Origin of the sequence: Microcystis wesenbergii NRERC-220 (assembly GCF_032027425.1) — a bacterium.
Lineage (GTDB): Bacteria > Cyanobacteriota > Cyanobacteriia > Cyanobacteriales > Microcystaceae > Microcystis > Microcystis wesenbergii_A.
This window is the reverse complement of the sequence record NZ_JAVSJA010000001.1, coordinates 2,192,309-2,210,328: the sequence shown is the minus strand read 5'-3', so window position 1 is coordinate 2,210,328 and position 18,020 is coordinate 2,192,309. Positions and strand designations below refer to the sequence as shown.

At 39.4% G+C, this 18,020-nt stretch carries 13 protein-coding genes and 2 pseudogenes; 3 read left to right on the top strand and 12 right to left on the bottom strand.

The window, feature by feature from the left end; translation table 11 throughout:
* Window positions 1–33: 33 nt before the first annotated feature.
* The 4 genes from RAM70_RS10840 to RAM70_RS10825 all read right to left on the bottom strand — a co-directional run bounded on the left by RAM70_RS10840 (window position 34) and on the right by RAM70_RS10825 (window position 7,621).
* On the bottom strand, window positions 34–1,614 hold the full coding sequence (locus RAM70_RS10840; protein ID WP_287998799.1) for a photosystem II high light acclimation radical SAM protein: 1,581 nt from the start codon (window positions 1,612–1,614) through the stop codon (window positions 34–36).
* Between the two features lie 277 nt (window positions 1,615–1,891).
* Complete coding sequence (smc, locus tag RAM70_RS10835) at window positions 1,892–5,422, bottom strand: chromosome segregation protein SMC (RefSeq protein WP_312673698.1); 3,531 nt, start codon at window positions 5,420–5,422, stop codon at window positions 1,892–1,894.
* A gap of 173 nt (window positions 5,423–5,595) precedes the next feature.
* Window positions 5,596–5,865 (bottom strand): YciI family protein, encoded by a 270-nt coding sequence (locus RAM70_RS10830; protein WP_045358444.1) that lies wholly within the window; start codon window positions 5,863–5,865, stop codon window positions 5,596–5,598.
* A gap of 184 nt (window positions 5,866–6,049) precedes the next feature.
* The gene (locus tag RAM70_RS10825; RefSeq protein WP_312673697.1) at window positions 6,050–7,621 is read right to left on the bottom strand and encodes a hypothetical protein; all 1,572 of its coding nucleotides are present in this window, start codon (window positions 7,619–7,621) and stop codon (window positions 6,050–6,052) included.
* 450 nt (window positions 7,622–8,071) lie between these two features.
* Here RAM70_RS10825 and RAM70_RS10820 point away from each other — a divergent pair, with 450 nt between their 5' ends.
* Both RAM70_RS10820 and RAM70_RS10815 read left to right on the top strand, forming a co-directional pair.
* Window positions 8,072–8,494, top strand: a complete 423-nt coding sequence (locus tag RAM70_RS10820; protein ID WP_312673696.1) for a four helix bundle protein — start codon at window positions 8,072–8,074, stop codon at window positions 8,492–8,494.
* Between the two features lie 3 nt (window positions 8,495–8,497).
* Window positions 8,498–9,037, top strand: a complete 540-nt coding sequence (locus RAM70_RS10815; RefSeq protein WP_312673694.1) for a hypothetical protein — start codon at window positions 8,498–8,500, stop codon at window positions 9,035–9,037.
* A 658-nt stretch (window positions 9,038–9,695) separates the two neighbouring features.
* Here RAM70_RS10815 and RAM70_RS10810 read toward each other — a convergent pair.
* The 5 genes and pseudogenes from RAM70_RS10810 to RAM70_RS10790 form a co-directional block, all read right to left on the bottom strand.
* The gene (locus tag RAM70_RS10810; protein ID WP_288016859.1) at window positions 9,696–10,712 is read right to left on the bottom strand and encodes an IS4 family transposase; all 1,017 of its coding nucleotides are present in this window, start codon (window positions 10,710–10,712) and stop codon (window positions 9,696–9,698) included.
* A 307-nt stretch (window positions 10,713–11,019) separates the two neighbouring features.
* A pseudogene (locus RAM70_RS10805) lies at window positions 11,020–11,214 on the bottom strand (YciI family protein); the annotation flags it as partial.
* 184 nt (window positions 11,215–11,398) lie between these two features.
* Window positions 11,399–12,967, bottom strand: coding sequence for a hypothetical protein (locus RAM70_RS10800; RefSeq protein WP_312673693.1), 1,569 nt, complete (start codon window positions 12,965–12,967; stop codon window positions 11,399–11,401).
* 219 nt (window positions 12,968–13,186) lie between these two features.
* Entirely contained in the window at window positions 13,187–13,852 is a 666-nt protein-coding gene (locus RAM70_RS10795; protein ID WP_312673692.1) for a hypothetical protein, read from the bottom strand.
* Window positions 13,853–13,958: 106 nt separating this feature from the next.
* Complete coding sequence (locus RAM70_RS10790) at window positions 13,959–14,381, bottom strand: transposase (RefSeq protein WP_312675891.1); 423 nt, start codon at window positions 14,379–14,381, stop codon at window positions 13,959–13,961.
* Window positions 14,382–14,553: 172 nt separating this feature from the next.
* Between RAM70_RS10790 and RAM70_RS10785 the strand changes: the two genes are divergently transcribed.
* The gene (locus tag RAM70_RS10785) at window positions 14,554–15,570 is read left to right on the top strand and encodes an IS4 family transposase (RefSeq protein ID WP_288016859.1); all 1,017 of its coding nucleotides are present in this window, start codon (window positions 14,554–14,556) and stop codon (window positions 15,568–15,570) included.
* A 107-nt stretch (window positions 15,571–15,677) separates the two neighbouring features.
* On the opposite strand, the gene RAM70_RS10780 is transcribed toward RAM70_RS10785, so the two are convergent.
* The 3 genes and pseudogenes from RAM70_RS10780 to RAM70_RS10770 form a co-directional block, all read right to left on the bottom strand.
* Window positions 15,678–16,118 carry a helix-turn-helix domain-containing protein gene (locus RAM70_RS10780; protein WP_312673191.1) on the bottom strand — a complete coding sequence of 147 codons (441 nt, stop codon included), beginning with the start codon at window positions 16,116–16,118 and terminating at the stop codon, window positions 15,678–15,680.
* 29 nt (window positions 16,119–16,147) lie between these two features.
* Window positions 16,148–16,609, bottom strand: a complete 462-nt coding sequence (locus tag RAM70_RS10775; RefSeq protein ID WP_312673690.1) for a hypothetical protein — start codon at window positions 16,607–16,609, stop codon at window positions 16,148–16,150.
* Window positions 16,610–16,697: 88 nt separating this feature from the next.
* Window positions 16,698–17,912: pseudogene (locus tag RAM70_RS10770) on the bottom strand (ISL3 family transposase).
* Window positions 17,913–18,020: the final 108 nt, after the last annotated feature.

The following is an 18,020-nucleotide window of genomic DNA, read 5'->3' as shown; positions in this document are numbered from 1 at the left end:
AATTGCCGCCTTGGGATTGACTAAAATTAATTTTTAAGCAGGAGTTAAGACTTTTTCCTTAGTTTCTATCGGTGCGGTTAAAGCGGATTCTAAATCGGCTTTCCCTAGTCTTGCTTCCAAAATTTTCAGCACTTCCCGTCCAAAATCATCGGGATTTTGTCGCCATGCTTGCAGACAAACTTCGCCAAAGAATGACCCCAAAGGTTCGGGATTCCAGAGCAGTTTTTTGGCTGTCCAGGGCATTAAACTCATGGGATCGTAGTCGGGTTTAAGAATTTCTTTTTTGAGGGCGTATTCTTCTAGATGGGTGTGGGGTTGTAGTCCGATAAAAAAGATGGCTGGTTCCACTTTATCGACTCCAAAAATATTTTCTAATTCCCGATGATAGGCGATAGTTTGACGAATAGTTTCTAGGGTTTCATCAATAACATTAAAGGAATAATTTACCGAAACCAGATCATTAAAACCCGCCGCTTTTAAGTCTCGACAATTTTGTAGAACTGTCCGCAAATTATAGCCCATCCGCATTTTGCGGACTAATTCCTGAGAACCACTGGTGATGCCAATTTCAAAGTAGTTCATGCCTGTTTTTACCATTAAATCGCACAGTTTCGGGGTAAGATTATCGGCGCGAATATAGGCAGCCCAATGTATATCTTTCATCCCAGCGGCGAGGATTTTTTTTAATAGTTCTTCTACATCGTCGATAAATTTTCTGGCGGGGATAAATTGGGCATCGGTAAACCAGAAATTGCGAATGCCGCGGTCGTATAATTGGCGTATTTCCTTAACTACTTCATCGGCGGGATTAATGCGTACTTGTTTCCCTTCGACAACGGTATAGATGCAGTAGCAGCAGTTATGGGGACAGCCGCGCTTGGTTTGTACCCCGATATAAAAGTCGTTTTCTTGGAAATAGTAGGAAAATTCTGGCCAAATACTGGCGATGTAGTCGTAGTTACAAGCGGATTTTTCTAAAGGGGTGGGGGATTCGTGGATTAAACGCGGCCGGGGTGTGGTTTCTCCGACGACATAACAACGTTCATCCCTAAAGTCCCGGCCGGAGAGGAATTTTTCTAGCAGGGTTTCCCCTTCTCCCACTGATACAATTGTTCCTATGGGCAGTTTGGTTTTTAGTTGTTCGTAGAAAACACTGACGGCACCACCCCCGACGATAACTCGCGCTTCGGGATGGTATTTTCTGGCCCGCTGCAACCCGCGGCGAATTAGTGCCTGATTGCGCCATAATTCGCCGTAGTAGGCGGTTGTCACCTTTAAACCTCCTAAAGCACCTCGCAGCTTGATTAGGGGGTTTTTAGCGTAGTAAAATTCAAAGGCGTTTTGCAGGGGATTGCCACCGCGACCACCGACGGGAGCATATATTTGAATATCCCGCCAGGAGAATACTAGCAGGGTGGGCCGAAATTCGTCAACACAGCGATCGAGGGACTGGTTAAAGTCTAAGGGGGGGACGGTACCAAGGTCAAAAATCCTTTGTTCGATGTCGGGGAATAGTTTATGAACGTGGTCGGAAAGATAAACCACACCGATGGGGAAAATGGGGTTACAGGGGAGTCTAACGTAGAGGATGCGTTGCGCTTGCGGTTGAGTCATGAGATTTCTGAATGGGACGAGGACGCATTCTGAGTAATCTTAATATAACTTAACTTTGCTGGGCTTGTCTGGCAGTTATCAGTTATCAGTTATCAGTTATCAGTTATCAGTTATCAGTTATCAGATGTGAGTTTTCAGTTCACTGTTTACTGTTTACTGAAAAGCTTCCCACTTCCCCACTTCCCCACACCCCACACCCCACACCCTACACCCCACACCCCACACCCCACACCCCACACCCTACACCCCACTTCCCACTTCCCACTTGCGTCTAAGGTTAAACTTTAATTCCTAGTACCTGTGTATGGGTTCCCCGCGCTTGGGTGACACCGATGGTTCTTTCCGATGCTTCAATCATGGGCCGACGCAAACTAACGACAATAAACTGCGCTTGTTGTGCTTGTTTTTGAATCATTTTGGCCAATTTCTCTACATTGGCCCCATCTAAAAACATATCCACTTCATCAAAGGCATAAAAGGGAGAAGGACGATATCTTTGTAGGGAAAAAATAAAGCTTAAAGCGGTTAAAGATTTTTCACCTCCAGACATGGAACTTAATCGCTGTACGGGTTTTCCTTTCGGATGTGCCACCAGATTTAAGCCACCATTAAAGGGGTCATTTTCGTCTTCTAGTTGTAAGTAACCATCGCCATCGGACAGGGTGGCAAATATATTCTTAAAGTTTTCGTTAACGGCAGTAAATGCTTCCTGAAAAGCATTAAATCTGAGGGTGGTAAAGTTTTCTATCCGTAAAAGTAGTTCGGTTCTTTCTCCTTCTAGAGTTTGCAGTTTTTCTGATAGTTCATCTAATCTCTCTTTAGTTTTTTGGTGTTCTTCTAAAGCTAACATATTCACAGGTTCTAAAGCTGCTAATTTCTTTTGTAACTGCCGAATATCGCTTTGAATTTTCTCGAAATCTCGTTCGCTTTCGGGAATTTCGGGCAAGGGATTGGGTAAGTCGCTTTCTAGTTGACTAATTTCTGTCTGTAAAGTGGTTAGTAATGCTTGTCTTTCCTCTTGATTGTTGACTAACTTTTCCGATTGCCAGATAGCCTGTTGTTGTTGGTTTTGTTGTTGTCGCAAAACTGTCTCTAATTGGTCTCTTTTTTGCTTGGTTTCCCCTAGTTGTCGGGATAATTGCTGTAAAGCTTGATTGATTTCTAAAATATGGTGATCAAGTTTTTCTATCTCCAGATTACCGATATTTCTCTGATTAACTGCATCGGTAATTATTTTCTCAATCTCAATAATTCTATCCGCAGACTCTTGACTTTTTTCCTCTAGTCTGATTTGTTGATTTTGTAAATCTTTTAACTGTTCGCGGACTGTAGCGAGGTGATTTTCTTGGGTTTGTAACTCTAATTCTTGACTGCGAATTATTCCCTGTACCTGTTGCCATTCGCTATGGGTATGATTGGCCTCTAAAGCAGTTAATTTCTCCTGTTCTTGCTGTAAAGATAACTCTAACTCAGGAATTTCTCTAGTTAATACCTCTAACCGTTGACTAGAAATACTAATTTCCTCTTGCTGTCCCGATAATTGACGGGTTAAATCCTCTTTTTCTGTGGTTAAACGTTGTAAATCCTTGCTTAATTGTTGTAGAGATAATTGATTTTCCCGATGACTTTGACGGGTTTCGGTTAACTGTTGGGTTAACTGACTGATAAGATGATTAACTTGGGTGATTTTTTCCTCGTTGCGGGTAAGAATGCGATCGATTTCTGCTAATCTTTCCCGTAGAGATTCCGCTTCACTAGACTCCTTCGGAGAAATTTTACCAAAACGCAGCCCCGATCGCGTCGGTTGGCTGCCTCCGGTCATAGCGCCAGTCATCTCTAATAACTCGCCATCCAAAGTAACGATGCGATATTGATTGATATAATAACGGGCAGAATCTATATCCTCGAAAACCACCGTACTGCCAAAAATATAGTTAAAAACCTCCCGATACTGGGGTTGAAACTTAACTAAATTCACCGCTAAATCCAGATAACCCCGCGCATGACGCAGAGAGGAAATATCCTGGGGACGGGGAGGACGAATTTTATTCAGGGGTAAAAAAGTGGCCCTACCGATGCGACGCTGTTTTAGTAAGGCAATTCCGGCAGCCGCGACGCTATCATCTTGGACGACTACATGACCTAAACGACCTCCGGCGGCGATTTCCAGAGCAATTTGATAACGTTCCTCTACTTCCCCCAATTGTGCCACTAATCCGCAGATTCCGGGCAAATCTGACTGTAATAATATTTGAGTGGCATAGGTTCCCTGGGCCTCCTGTTGTGCTTGCTTGGTCGCTTCCAGTTTATCTAATTCCCTCTGTTTGTCCCGTTGTTCCTTGAGCAGACGTTTTTGGGTGTCCTGACTGATAACGCGATTTTGTTCGGCAATGGTGAGTTTTTGGGCTAAATTTTGGATATCGGGGTCCGATTGATTAATTTTTTGTAATATTTCTTGACTTTCTTCGGTTTTTGTGCTAATAACTTGCTCTAATTCTTGCAGACGTTGACCAGCTTCTACTATATTAGTTTGCAATCGATCGCATCTTTCGGTCAATTGGGCCCGTTGGCTACGGTAGGGGTTTAATTGTTCCTGAAGACGGGTAATATTGCGGGAAAGGTCACTTTGTTCTTTTACCCAAGCTTCTGACGCTTCCGCGAGACTACTTGCTTGCAGACGATGGTTTTCTAGGGTTTCCCTTGCGGTTTGGGTTGTCCGTAGGAGATTGGGTAAAATTTCAGTTTCTAAACGGCTTTTTTGGGCAGTAATCTGGTTTAATTCGCGATTATAGCGATTAATTTCCTCTAAAAGTCTGGTTTTCTGTGCCTGAGATTCTTTTTCGAGGTTTTCTAACTCTTTTTGTCGTTGTTGCTGTTGTTGTCGTTTGGCCTGTTGACTCGCTAATCGGGAAGTTAGGGACAGGTGTTCATCTTCCCCAAAAGCTTTAACCTGTTGATTGAGTTTCTCTAATTCTTGACTATTTTGGGCGATTTGTTCGGATAAATTGGCGATATTCTCGGTTAAAACCTGTTTTTCCCTTTCCCCAGCTTGAATTTGTCCTTGTACTTGCTGGCAGCGCTGCTGGAGATTTTGCCAATGCAGGACAATTTCCCATTGTTGTTTTTCTTGGACTTGGGCCTTGAGTTTTTGGTATTTTTCGGCTTTAATGCGATCGAGTGCTAATTTCTCCAGAGATTTTTGCAATTCTGTGGCAATAATTTGGCAGCGTTCTTCCCTTTCTTTAACCGAATCGATATTCTCCTTAGTTTTCTCAATTTTGCGGTCAAATTCGGCTACTCCTGCCAATTCGTCGATAATTTCCCGTCTTTCCTTGGCATTCATGCTGATAATTCGGGTTACGTCCCCCTGTAACACCACGTTATACCCTTCGGGATAGATGCGTAAACGGTTTAATTGGTCGTGAAGTTCGCTAACCGTACAGGTTTCCCCATTGATATAGTAGGTAGAAGTATAGCTGCCACCCTTAGCCACTTTTAAGCGTCGGGAAACCGTCCAATCCCTATCGGTTGCGTCGGGAATATCGCTAACATCAAAAGTCACCGAAACGCTCGCTTCGGTGCTATGACGTTGACTGTTATAGCTATGATTGACTAAATCCGGTAATCTTTCGGCCCGCATTCCCTTGGAAGTAGCTAATCCCAAGCAAAATAGCAATGCGTCAAGGATATTCGACTTTCCCGAACCATTTGGACCGGAAACCACCGTAAACCCCGGCAAAAAGGGTATAGGAGTCGTTCCCCCGAAGGATTTGAAGTGTGAGAGTTCGACCTTTTTGATGTAAACCATGGCGATAAGCAAAAAGTAGGCAAGCTATCAGCTGTCAGCTTGAATCGATAAGGGATAACTCCGGTTTATCCTTGACAATATCCTCAGACTTGACCGGAGATGAGTTTGATTAGTTGCGTAGTTGGAAAATTTTATGACAACACCCTTATAGAAAAATATAGCTGATAGTCCCCTTAAATGGCTTGAATCCATTCCTTGACTTGGTACTCTGTCCAGATGCCATTTTGCCAGTAGGTATCCGCTTCGATTAATTCTCGCACTTCTGACTCGCTGGCTGCCTGATAAATTGCGAAAACTTGGCTTAAATCTGCCGTTGGTCCGATAGTAACGAGAATTCCCCGTTCTTTCTGTTGATTTAATCCCTCTAGATGCGCTTGACGATAGGGTGCGCGTTTTTCCAGCACATTTTCACAATAACTACCCCAGACAACAAATTTCGGCATATTTGACCTGTACTCTCTTGATCTGTTGCTATTTTACGATCGAATCGTCAATCAGACTAAATCGCTATGGAAAAGTGGTGGGTAGTATAAAAATACTGTAAGATGCAGATAGTTGGGGTCGTGATGCACAAACTTATTCGGAGCTTTTACGCAGTTCTCAAATCAGGAAAAAGGCAGCATATAATTATTTTTTAAGATAAATACGAACTCCTTGAACTTCATCAACTAGCCGATAATTTTCCTTGATAACCCTAGCAATTTCAGGAAAAACTTCGTGTCCATGAGTTTTTCTATCTTTAATTCCAGTCATTCGTGGAGCTACAGCATCAACAAATAACCTAGCATTAGAATTAATCAGATCGTCTGCATATCTTTTCAGAAAATATTCTTGCAGTGAACCTGGTAGGATTTGCCAAAGAGGAACACTATCTCTTGTCGCTTGTACCACGCCCGTGTCAACATATAACTCTGGTTCCAACCCCCAAACAGCCATAGATTCACCAGGAGAAGCATACTTTAGTATAGTTTTAGCAATCGGACTGAGATAATTTTTAGCAAATCTTCTGCGATTATCGAGGTGAAAATTATCTGATATTATTGTTATAGTAAATTGTAAAAAACTACTAGCAACTGTAATGAAAACTACACCTGTCAAAAGAGACAACTTTAAGTTTGAACGATTTAATTTTGCCCCTTGTAAAACTTTTGCTAGTTCACCTATAAAAACGCCGAGGAGAAATCCACTAGGTATAATTAGAAACAGTAAATAATGAGGAAACCCGTTCCCTGGTTTAATAATTGAATAACTCGACGCAGCCAAAATAAATAAACTGTAATAGACAAAACAAAATGTGTTAGAATTATCTTGATGTGGGCTTAAAGAAAAACGCTTTATTATTAAAAATGGTATTCCTACTATCAAGGCAATTGCTGTCAATAAAAATAATATCTGTGTATCTTTCACATTTATTAACATATTAATAAATATGTTAATTTTTGCTAAAAAGCTTACTTGCGTTAGATTTCCTCCCAAACCATGGGTAGCATAAATCAATAAATTCTGTTGTATATAAGATTTCCAAAAAGCATCATATATTGAGAAAATTGTTAGATATAGTACGACCATAGCCGAGAACAACATTCCCCCAAGAAAGAAAGCAGCAAGACTCCTGATAAATTGACCTCTTGCGATGCTTTTTAGCCAGAGTATGTGCAAAAATATACAAGCAATTGAGAAAGCTATAGGAACTGACTGCATTTTGGCAAAGGGAGTAAGTCCTAGGATAAAACCCAAGGCAAATATCAGGGGATTAGGATTAGATGAATTACCAGTATAATATTTACAAACGATTAACAAAGCCACACTTAATATTGCAATTGAAAAATGTTCACTTGTATAATGCACATAGTCAAAAAATGTCATTAAGGCGACAGTGGTGACAACGGGAACTATTGCTAGACGAGAAAGGCTCTTATCGTAGAGAGTGGATAAAGCATAATAAAGACAAACAATAGCAGCAATGATCATGATTAAGCCGATCACACGACTACTAGCATATTCAATTCTGAACCCGAAAAAAGCTGGCAGAGTCAGAGGATAGACATTGAGCGGTCCAGATGAACCTGCATCTACTGCACGCCAGAAAACTGGGTCTTTCAACAGTTTGATTGCACCTGCGATAAATAATGCCTCATCTGGGTTGATTAGCATTGGTGGCAAGAAACCTGGCCAGCGTGCTGCTAAAATAAAAGTCACTAAAGATGTAATAAATATTATATTTGACAATAAAAATTTCTGGAGCTTACTCGTGGGAGTTCTCAGGAATATGAGAGGAGAAAAAGCTAAAAAAATGAAGATAATAAAAGTGACTATTACCGATATTCTGTAAATAATTGACAAAGATTGAATACTGGCCGAGTTACTCAGTAGCCACCACCGTAAATCAATTTGGTTATTTACCATTTTTTCACTCTTTAGGGATCAATCTAGAGGAGATGGACTTATATTATAGTCCGCTGTAAGCATTTTTTCGATGTTTACAACTGAGAATAATGACAACTGAACCCTCATCGTCTAATACCATTTTTCTAAAGTAATGGCAGAGATGGTTAATTACCCTCACCCCCACCCCCCCCCGACACCTGTCAGGCAAGGGGGGGTGGGAGCTTACAAGTGTAGGTTTTTTACAATTAGATGTATAATGGGGTGAGACAAGGTAGACAAGGAGGGAAAGTGGACAAGGAGGAAGAACGCAGAACAATCCAAACCCATGAAGATTTGATTATCTACCAAAAAGTATTTCAGGCGGCTATGACTATTTTTGAGTTATCAAAAAAGTTTCCTGATGTAGAAAGATACTCTCTTACAGACCAAATACGTCGCTCTTCTCGCTCGGTTTGTGCTAATTTAGCGGAGGCATGGAGAAAAAGACGGTATAAAGCCTCCTTTGTCGCCAAATTAAATGACTGTGAAGCCGAAGCGGCTGAGACACAGGTAGGGTTAAATTTGGCGATGAAATGTAATTATTGGCCAGCAGAAAAGGGAAGAGAATTATCCAGTACATATAGTCAAGTTTTAAGTGGATTAGTCAAAATGATTGGTCAGCCAGAAAATTGGTTAGTTGGTTGAACAATGCTGAAGAATAAACATCTCAAAGAGTGGGCAAAAATTGTCAGTGATCATTTTCCTCATCTATCTTTACCCGAAGTAGCAGGGTTAGCTACTTGGAGTTTTGGGATGGTGATGACAAGCTCAAGTAGTCTAACTAGGGTATCAGAATTTATCGGCAGACTCAATCAAGAAAAGACAAATACAGTGAAACAAAGACTAAGGGAATGGTATCTCCAAGCAGAGGCAAAAACTGGAAAAAAAAGAAATCAATTAGAGGTAAATGAATGCTTTGCCTCCCTACTTAAATGGATTTTGAGTCGGTGGAATAGTGAAGAAAAATGGCTACCTCTAGCCATAGATACTACTAATATTGGCCAAAATTTTACTGTTCTTTCTGTTCACGTTCTTGATCAAGGATGTGGTATTCCTGTAGCTGGGAAAATTGTCAAAGGAACAGAAAAAGGAGCAGGGAAACCTCATTGGCAAGAATTATTTCAATCTTTGAAAAATGTGGTTCCTCCTGATTGGCTAGTAGTTGTATCAGCAGACAGAGGACTCTAGGCTGATTGGTTATTTGAGGCAATTTGTGCCTTGAATTGACCTCCTTTTTTACGAATTAATCATCAAGGAACTTATCAAATTAGAGGTGAGAAAGAATGGCGATTTTTAGAAACAGTAGTACCAAATACAGGAATGAGTTGGTCAGGAATAGTTACCGGTTTTAAAACTAATCCCTTGAATTGTACTTGATTAGCTCGTTGGGATAATGGTTATAAAGAACCTTGGTTAATTGTTACAGATTTACTACCACAACAAGGTGAGGCCTTATGGTATTCTTTACGTTCTTGGATTGAGTGTAGTTATCGAGACATTAAAAGTGATGGTTGGCAATGGCAGAAAACTCGTTGACGAGAGCCTTCTAGAGCCGAAAGACTATGGTTAGCTATGGCCGTAGCTACGCTCTGGACTCTAACAGTTGGCACTGAGCATGAGCAACATCCCCCTGATCTTAATGACGAGCAACTTCCGACAAATCCTATTGCGAAAAAACCACATATTCGCCGAAAAACAGTTCGTCAGATTTCCTGTTTTCTTCAAGGTTTAATCAAAATTATAGCCGACTTACTTAACGGCAAGGCTATTTCTTTAACTGCAGAAACGTTGAATCCTGTAATAAAACTTTACATTGACAAGCATAATACCCCTATAACATCAAATTTTAAATTGAATAGACAATCCTCCGGAACCAGTGTACATAGCTAATATGTTGACACATGAAACTCTGTAAATAGCGCAGTTTGTCTAATAAGCTTTTCCCAAATCCTTCTTCAATATCTATTAGCTGTAGAATCAGATAAGCGATAATGCAACTATAGATCTGTAGGCGGATTCCGTTCTCGTTTTTAGTGATTAGATTATCCAACTTTAGATGCATTTTTAAAAATTTCCACAGCAGTTCTATTTGCCATCTTTGGATGTAAATTTCGGCAACTTCTTCATTACTAACTGCTCCTTCTCCTTCTAGAGGTAAATCTGTCGCCAGCCGAAATTCTGTTTGACTTTCTAGGTCGCAAAAAGCGACTACTCTTACTTCTATTTGTCTTTTATCTTTTCCGAGTTTACACTTGCCATTTTCGAGCATCTCTAGGCTAATATTATTTTTCACTCTCAAGACAAAATGCTTGTCACTACTCTCTAATAATTCGGTGATTCTTTGATTAGACGCAAATCCTCTATCCATTGCTCCAACTCCATTTACAGGAATTGCTTCTATCGTTTTTCCTCCTTCTTTTGAGTCATGACCTTGACCAAAATGGATGAGTATTCCGACCACCTCTGTTGTGATACTATTAAGACCAGAGAATAGTTTTACTTGATGCCATCCCTGGGACCATAGTAATTTACTGGTTAAGCTAATTATTGTTGAGTCAATAGGAAATAAAGCTCGCGCATTCTCTATTCCTTTTTTGGCAACTAAACGCTTATTTAATTCGACAATGACTTTCTCAAATGGACTTGTTTCTCTAATTTTGCTTGCCTTAGAAAATGTGGATAAATTTACATTAATTCCTTGAAGTACCATTCTACTGCATAAGTCCCTCATACTGACGATGCTTTTATCTAAAGCAAAACCAATCCAACAGGACAAAAATGTAAAAGTATCTAAAGCGGGGTAGTCATTTTTAGGCAGTGGTTTGAGAAGCTCTTTTATGAGTTTTGAAAAATTCGTCATCAGGGCAAACTCCCTATTGTGAGGGGAATAAGTTGTCTAGATTCTATCTATAATAGCATTTTTTTTCTGACTTTTCTCAACGTTCAACACTTCTGCTTTAACTGGTTTATTTTCACAACAGTACCCGACAAGATATGCTCTTGCTCTTAATACTTCCTAGTCTGATTTTTGTGGTATCAAAAAACTTCCTTGTCCACTTTCCCACCTTGTCTTCCTTGTCTTGATTTACACCCTTTTGTAAAAAACCTACACTTGTGAGGGGGGTGGGAGAGGGTAGTAGAATGCCTGCCACGAATAAAGAAAAACGGTATAATTCTCCCACTTCTGACTCGCTGGCTGCCTGATAAATTGCGAAAACTTGGCTTAAATCTGCCGTTGGTCCGATAGTAATGAGAATTCCCCGTTCTTTCTGTGGATTTAATCCCTCTAGATGCGCTTGACGATAGGGTGCGCGTTTTTCCACCACGTTTTCACAATAACTACCCCAGACAACAAATTTTGGCATATTTGACCTGTACTCTCTTGATCTGTTGCTATTTTATGATCGAATCGTCAATCAGACTCAATCGATCTAGAAAAGTGTGGGGTAGTATAAAAATACTGTAAGATGCAGATAGTTGGGGTCGTGATGCACAAACTTATTCGGAGCTTTTACGCAGTTCTCAAATCAGGAAAAAGGCAGCATATAACTATTTTTTAAGATAAATACGAACTCCTTGAACTTCATCAACTAGCCGATAATTTTCCTTGATAACCCTAGCAATTTCAGGAAAAACTTCGTGTCCATGAGTTTTTCTATCGGTAAATAAAAACCTTCTTGGAGCTACAGCATCAACAAATAACTTAGCATTAGAATTAATAAGATCGTCTGTGTATCTTTTCAGAAAATATTCTTGCAGTGAACCTGGTAGGATTGGCCAAACAGAAACACTATCCCTTGTCGCTTGTACCAGGCTTGTGTCAACATATAACTCTGAGGCCCATCCCCAGACAGCCATAGATTCACCAGGAGAAGCATACTTGAGAATAGTTTTTGCAATCGGACTGAGATAATTTCTAGCAAATCTTCTGCGATTATTGAGGTAAAAATTATCTGATGTTATTGTTACGGCAAATTGTAAAAAACTACTAGCAACTGCAATAAAAATGACACCTGTTAAAAGAGAGAACTTTAAGTTTGAAAGGGTTAATTGCGACAGCTGTAAGACTTTTGCCAGTTCACCTAAAAAAACGCCGATGAGAAATCCACTAGGTATGATTAGAAACAGTAAATAATGAGTAAACCCGTTCCCTGGTCTAATAATTGAATAACTCGACGCAGCCAAAATAAATAAACTGTAATAGACAAAGCAAAATGTCTTGGACTTTTCTTGATTTAGGTTTAAGGAAACACGCTTTAATACTAGAAATGGTACTCCTAATATCAAGACAATTGCTGTTAATAAAAATAATATATGTGTATCTTGCGCTTTTCTTAACATATTAAGAAATCTGAGAATTTTTCGGAAAAAGCTCATTTTATTTACGTCTCCCATCAAACCATGGGTAGAATACATCAATAAATTCTGTTGTATGTAAGATGTCCAGAAAGCATCATATATTGAGAAAATTGTTAGATATAGTATAACTAAAGCCGAGAACAACATTCCCCCAAGAAAGAAAGCAGCAAGACTCCTGATTAATTGACCTCTCCCTCTGCTTTTTAGCCAGAGTATGTGCAAAAATATACAAGCAATTGAGAAAGCTATAGGAACTGACTGCATTTTGGCAAAGGGAGTAGTTCCCAGTATAAAACCCAAGGCAAATATCAGGTGATTAGGATTAGATGAATTACCAGTATAATATTTACAAACGATTAACAAAGCCACACTTAATATTGCAATTGAAAAATGTTCACTTGTATAATGCACATAGTCAAAAAATGTCATTAAGGCGACAGTGGTAACAACGGGAACTATTGCTAGGCGAGAAAGGCTCTTATTGTAGAGAGTGGATAAAGCATAATAAAGACAAACAATAGCAGCAATTATCATGATTAAGCCGATCACGCGACTACTAGCATATTCAATTCTGAACCCGAAAAAAGCTGGTAGAGTCAGAGGATAGACATTGAGAGGTCCAGATGAACCTGCATCTACTGCACGCCAGAAAACTGGATCTTTCAACAGTTTTATTGCACCTGCGGTAAATAGTGCCTCATCGGGGTTTAGCATTGGTGGCAAGAAACCTGGCCAGCGTGCTGCTAAAATAAAAGTCACTAAAGATGTAATAAATATTATATTTGACAATAAAAATTTCTGGAGCTTACTCGTGGGAGTTCTCAGGAATATGAGAGGAGAAAAAGTGAAAAAAATGAAGATAATAAAAGTGACTATTACTGATATTCTGTAAATAATTGACAAAGATTGAATAGTCGCCAAATTACTCAGTAGCCACCACCGTAAATCAATTTGGTTATTTACCATTTTTTCACTACTCTATTTTCTAACATAAATCCGAATGCCCTCAACTTCATCCACCATGCGATAGTTATTTTCAATCACAGTGGCGATTTCGGGATAGGCATCGTAACGATAAATCTTCTTCTCGCCAGCCATCGCATCTACAAAAACCTTTGATTTTGACTTTAATAGATCGTCTGCGAAGCTTTTTAGATAATAAGCCTGCTGGGGACTTTTAAAAACCATCCATTTAATCCCAACGTCTCTAACTCCCTGATACAGTCCAGTCTCTATATATAGATCACCCCTCTTGCCCCAGATCGCCATTGAATCATTCGGTGAAGCGTATTGTAAGATTGTCCGCACGAGGGGAGTTTGATAGTCCTGAAGATATTTTTGGCGTTGAGAGAGATAGGGGTGTTCGCTTCTGATCAACGTATAGCCCTGTAGGAAGCTGGCTGCGATCATCAACAGCAATATCAAAAACTGTATCTGTTTATAAAAAGCATTATTCTCCGACAATTTAAAAATTTCTCCGATTACCACACCGATCAAAAAACCACAGGGGAAGACAAGAAAAAGAAGATAATGCGGGAAAGGATTACCAGGGCGAACGGCGACATAAATAGAAACTACTAGGATAAACAGGCTGTAGAAGAAGAAGATAAAAGTATTTGTGAAAAATAGCTTTCGCCGCACCATACTTTCCCTGAAAAACAAAATCGTTGCGGCGATGAGAAAAATCGAGGTAATTTGAAATAGTGAACTTGAGTTTAATCGTTTACTACTATGGCATAGAACGAGTTAGTTAGGACAGATGCCTGAAGGCTTTACTCACAGCATCCACAAGGTTTTCACTATCATTGATAATCTGACTAACATAGTTTTTCAATCTAGCCCAGAACTTTTCAATTTTGTTGATATCTGGAGAATAGGCGGGTAAAAATAGCACTTCACATCCCGCTTTAGCTAACAATTTTTTGATTCTCTCTTTGGGATGAAAACTGGCGTTATCAATGATGATAATTTGACCGGGTAGTAGTTCGGGTAATAGCAATTGTTCTATCCACTCACACACCAACTCTGTATTACAGTACCCCTCAAACACCATTGGCGCGATAGTGGAACCACGCCACCAACCGCTGATCACACTAACTCTTTCGCTACAGTGACCTAACTTTAAAGCCTCAAATCTTTCTGATTTGTGACAATATCCATAAGGGTAATCGATGGTGTTAAGTAGTCGTGCAAAATTAATTTCCTAGTGAAGATAGGCAAGAGGCGCTCTTGCCTCTTGCAAGAGGTGTTTAGCAGAAGTGTTGAACGTTGAGAAAAGTCAGAAAAAAAATGCTATTATAGATAGAATCTAGACAACTTATTCCCCTCACAATAGGGAGTTTGCCCTGATGACGAATTTTTCAAAACTCATAAAAGAGCTTCTCAAACCACTGCCTAAAAATGACTACCCCGCTTTAGATACTTTTACATTTTTGTCCTGTTGGATTGGTTTTGCTTTAGATAAAAGCATCGTCAGTATGAGGGACTTATGCAGTAGAATGGTACTTCAAGGAATTAATGTAAATTTATCCACATTTTCTAAGGCAAGCAAAATTAGAGAAACAAGTCCATTTGAGAAAGTCATTGTCGAATTAAATAAGCGTTTAGTTGCCAAAAAAGGAATAGAGAATGCGCGAGCTTTATTTCCTATTGACTCAACAATAATTAGCTTAACCAGTAAATTACTATGGTCCCAGGGATGGCATCAAGTAAAACTATTCTCTGGTCTTAATAGTATCACAACAGAGGTGGTCGGAATACTCATCCATTTTGGTCAAGGTCATGACTCAAAAGAAGGAGGAAAAACGATAGAAGCAATTCCTGTAAATGGAGTTGGAGCAATGGATAGAGGATTTGCGTCTAATCAAAGAATCACCGAATTATTAGAGAGTAGTGACAAGCATTTTGTCTTGAGAGTGAAAAATAATATTAGCCTAGAGATGCTCGAAAATGGCAAGTGTAAACTCGGAAAAGATAAAAGACAAATAGAAGTAAGAGTAGTCGCTTTTTGCGACCTAGAAAGTCAAACAGAATTTCGGCTGGCGACAGATTTACCTCTAGAAGGAGAAGGAGCAGTTAGTAATGAAGAAGTTGCCGAAATTTACATCCAAAGATGGCAAATAGAACTGCTGTGGAAATTTTTAAAAATGCATCTAAAGTTGGATAATCTAATCACTAAAAACGAGAACGGAATCCGCCTACAGATCTATAGTTGCATTATCGCTTATCTGATTCTACAGCTAATAGATATTGAAGAAGGATTTGGGAAAAGCTTATTAGACAAACTGCGCTATTTACAGAGTTTCATGTGTCAACATATTAGCTATGTACACTGGTTCCGGAGGATTGTCTATTCAATTTAAAATTTGATGTTATAGGGGTATTATGCTTGTCAATGTAAAGTTTTATTACAGGATTCAACGTTTCTGGGTGTTTAGATATGTGTAATTAATTTTGCTTAGGTACTTATCTATTCCAGCTTCATCAATATAGACAAATCTTTCCGGGGCATAACCTCTGATTTTTTGGAGAAACTCTTTTCGGGCTTCTTCATCTCTTTCTCTGTAGCCATAAGTTTTTTTTTTCTAGTAAATCCAATTCTTTTGAGGGCTTGACCAATTCTCATCCTACTGACTGGGTTAGCCCATTTTTGCGCCATTTTTTCTTGGGTCAAATGCCCATATTGTTCGGCCAACTTTTGAAAGGCTTCTAAATCGTCAATTTGGGGCTTCGGCCCTCGACGATAGTTAGTTTTAGCGGCCACCGTCCCAGTTTGTTTCTTCCGTTTCAGCCAGATGTCTAATGTATTACGACTAATATTGAGGGTGCGACAGACATGGCTTTTTTTCTCCCCTCGCTCTACGGCACTCACTGCTTTCTGTCTTAAATCATCACTATAGGGTGCTGCCATGAAAGCTTCTCCTCATTTCTTTTTCTCTATTATGTCCTAACTATCCCGCTCTTTGCTATAGCCATTGATATAAATTGGCTGAACTTTTCCCCGAAGGCTAGGTTCTTTACATCGGCATAAATTAATAAATTCTGGAGGGTATACCTTCTCCAGAAATCCTCAGAGGTTGAAAAAAGAATTAGAAAAAAGAGATTGATAGCAGAAAACAGCAATAAGCCTAAGGCAAGCGTAGCTAAACTTTTGAGAAATTGTCGGATACTTTCTTTTCTTGTCCAAAGTATGTGAGCGAAAATTAAAGTGATTGCCAGCGCGACGGGAAGACCCTGCATTTTTGCGTAGGGCATCATTCCGATAACTGCACCAAAAATAAAAACCATGCGATCGCTAAACTCGCGGGTGTAAACGTAGCAGGTAATCCAAAGAGCAGTACTTAAAATAGCGATCGGGAAATGTTCGCCGCTATAATGAACAAAATTACTATGGACTGCCAAAGAGAAAAATAAAACAACTGGGATAGTCGCAATACGGGCGACTCGATTATCGTATAAATATTGGCTCTTCGTTACTCTTTATGCTAAATCAACAGACAAGATGCCAAGACAACATACTTCTAACCCAAAAATTCCGAAAGTTTCTAAAGCCATAGCCTCTTCGTTTTATTAGTTTAAGTTTATTGTTGATTCCCTCGACTAATCCATTCGTTGTCCTTCGCTCGAAATAACTAATGATTTCTCCAAACCAGTTTCGGATTGTTTGACAACTCTTGGTAAAAACACTGGAGGATTTTGCCAACCATTCCGAGATGGATAGCATTCCCTCTGTCGGATTCTTTGAGGTTTCGTAAATCCTTCTGAATTCTTCCTTTAATTCGTGCATCTCTTTCAAATTTAGCCAAGTTTTTTTGATAGCTTCTAGTTTGATTTTTTGGGGTTCCGTTAAATCTTCTTCATTTTTTAACAGGCTATATTTACTTCGCTTTAAAACTTCTAGCTTCGCTTCTTTTTCCGCTTTCTGTTTTTTATTTTTCCGCGCTTCTACGGCTCTTTTTTCCGCTCTTCTCTGTTCGTCTAACTCTTGATTAATTTGTTTCATTACATGGAATCTATCAGCGACTACCTCGGCCGACGGCATCAATTCTTTTACCAGATTTTTATAGGACAACCAAAGATCTATGCTTACTTCTTCAATTGGCTCTAACACCTCTTTTCCCCAGCCCGTAAGGGTTTTCTTAAACTCTTCTTGTGTTCGCTTCTCCAGAATAGCTATTAGTTTTCCCGTATCTAAATTTACTAAAACTGCACAGTAATTTTTTTGTCCCTTCACTAGAGCGATTTCATCAATTCCTAGTCTTTTTAATTCCGATAAATCTGGCTCGGTAATTTCTTCAGCGATGTCCTCTAGCATTCTTTGAATCTCTTCTTCCGTTACGTCATTTCTTCGGCTAACATTTAAAATATCTCCTGATTTTAATTGTTCAAGTATATTCTCGGCTAGTCTTTTCGTATAGGTTCGTTTACTGGCGACAAAATCTAACTCTTCGCTAAAGGGCTTCTGACAATTATCGCACTTAAATTGACGACGATTAACTTGTAGGTACACTGGTTGGCCTGAGAGCGGTAAATCTTTGACTAAATGTCGATGATTTTGGTGTAGTTTATCGCTCTCTAACCCACAACGAGGACAGATTGCTTTTTTCTTTTTCGATTCGATTCGTCAAACTATACCGACATTTTCTAGGTGTCGATAGCCTTGAATAGAGGTTCCTTCTAGGTTCAAAAATTTGTCAAGTATCATAAGTAAAATACTCTGGTTTTTGGCTATTATATTAAATCTTAACTCAATTGTCTATCTTTTGGTATTAACCTGTTTGTGTCTAAAATTTCTCCCTGTATAGATTTCAGC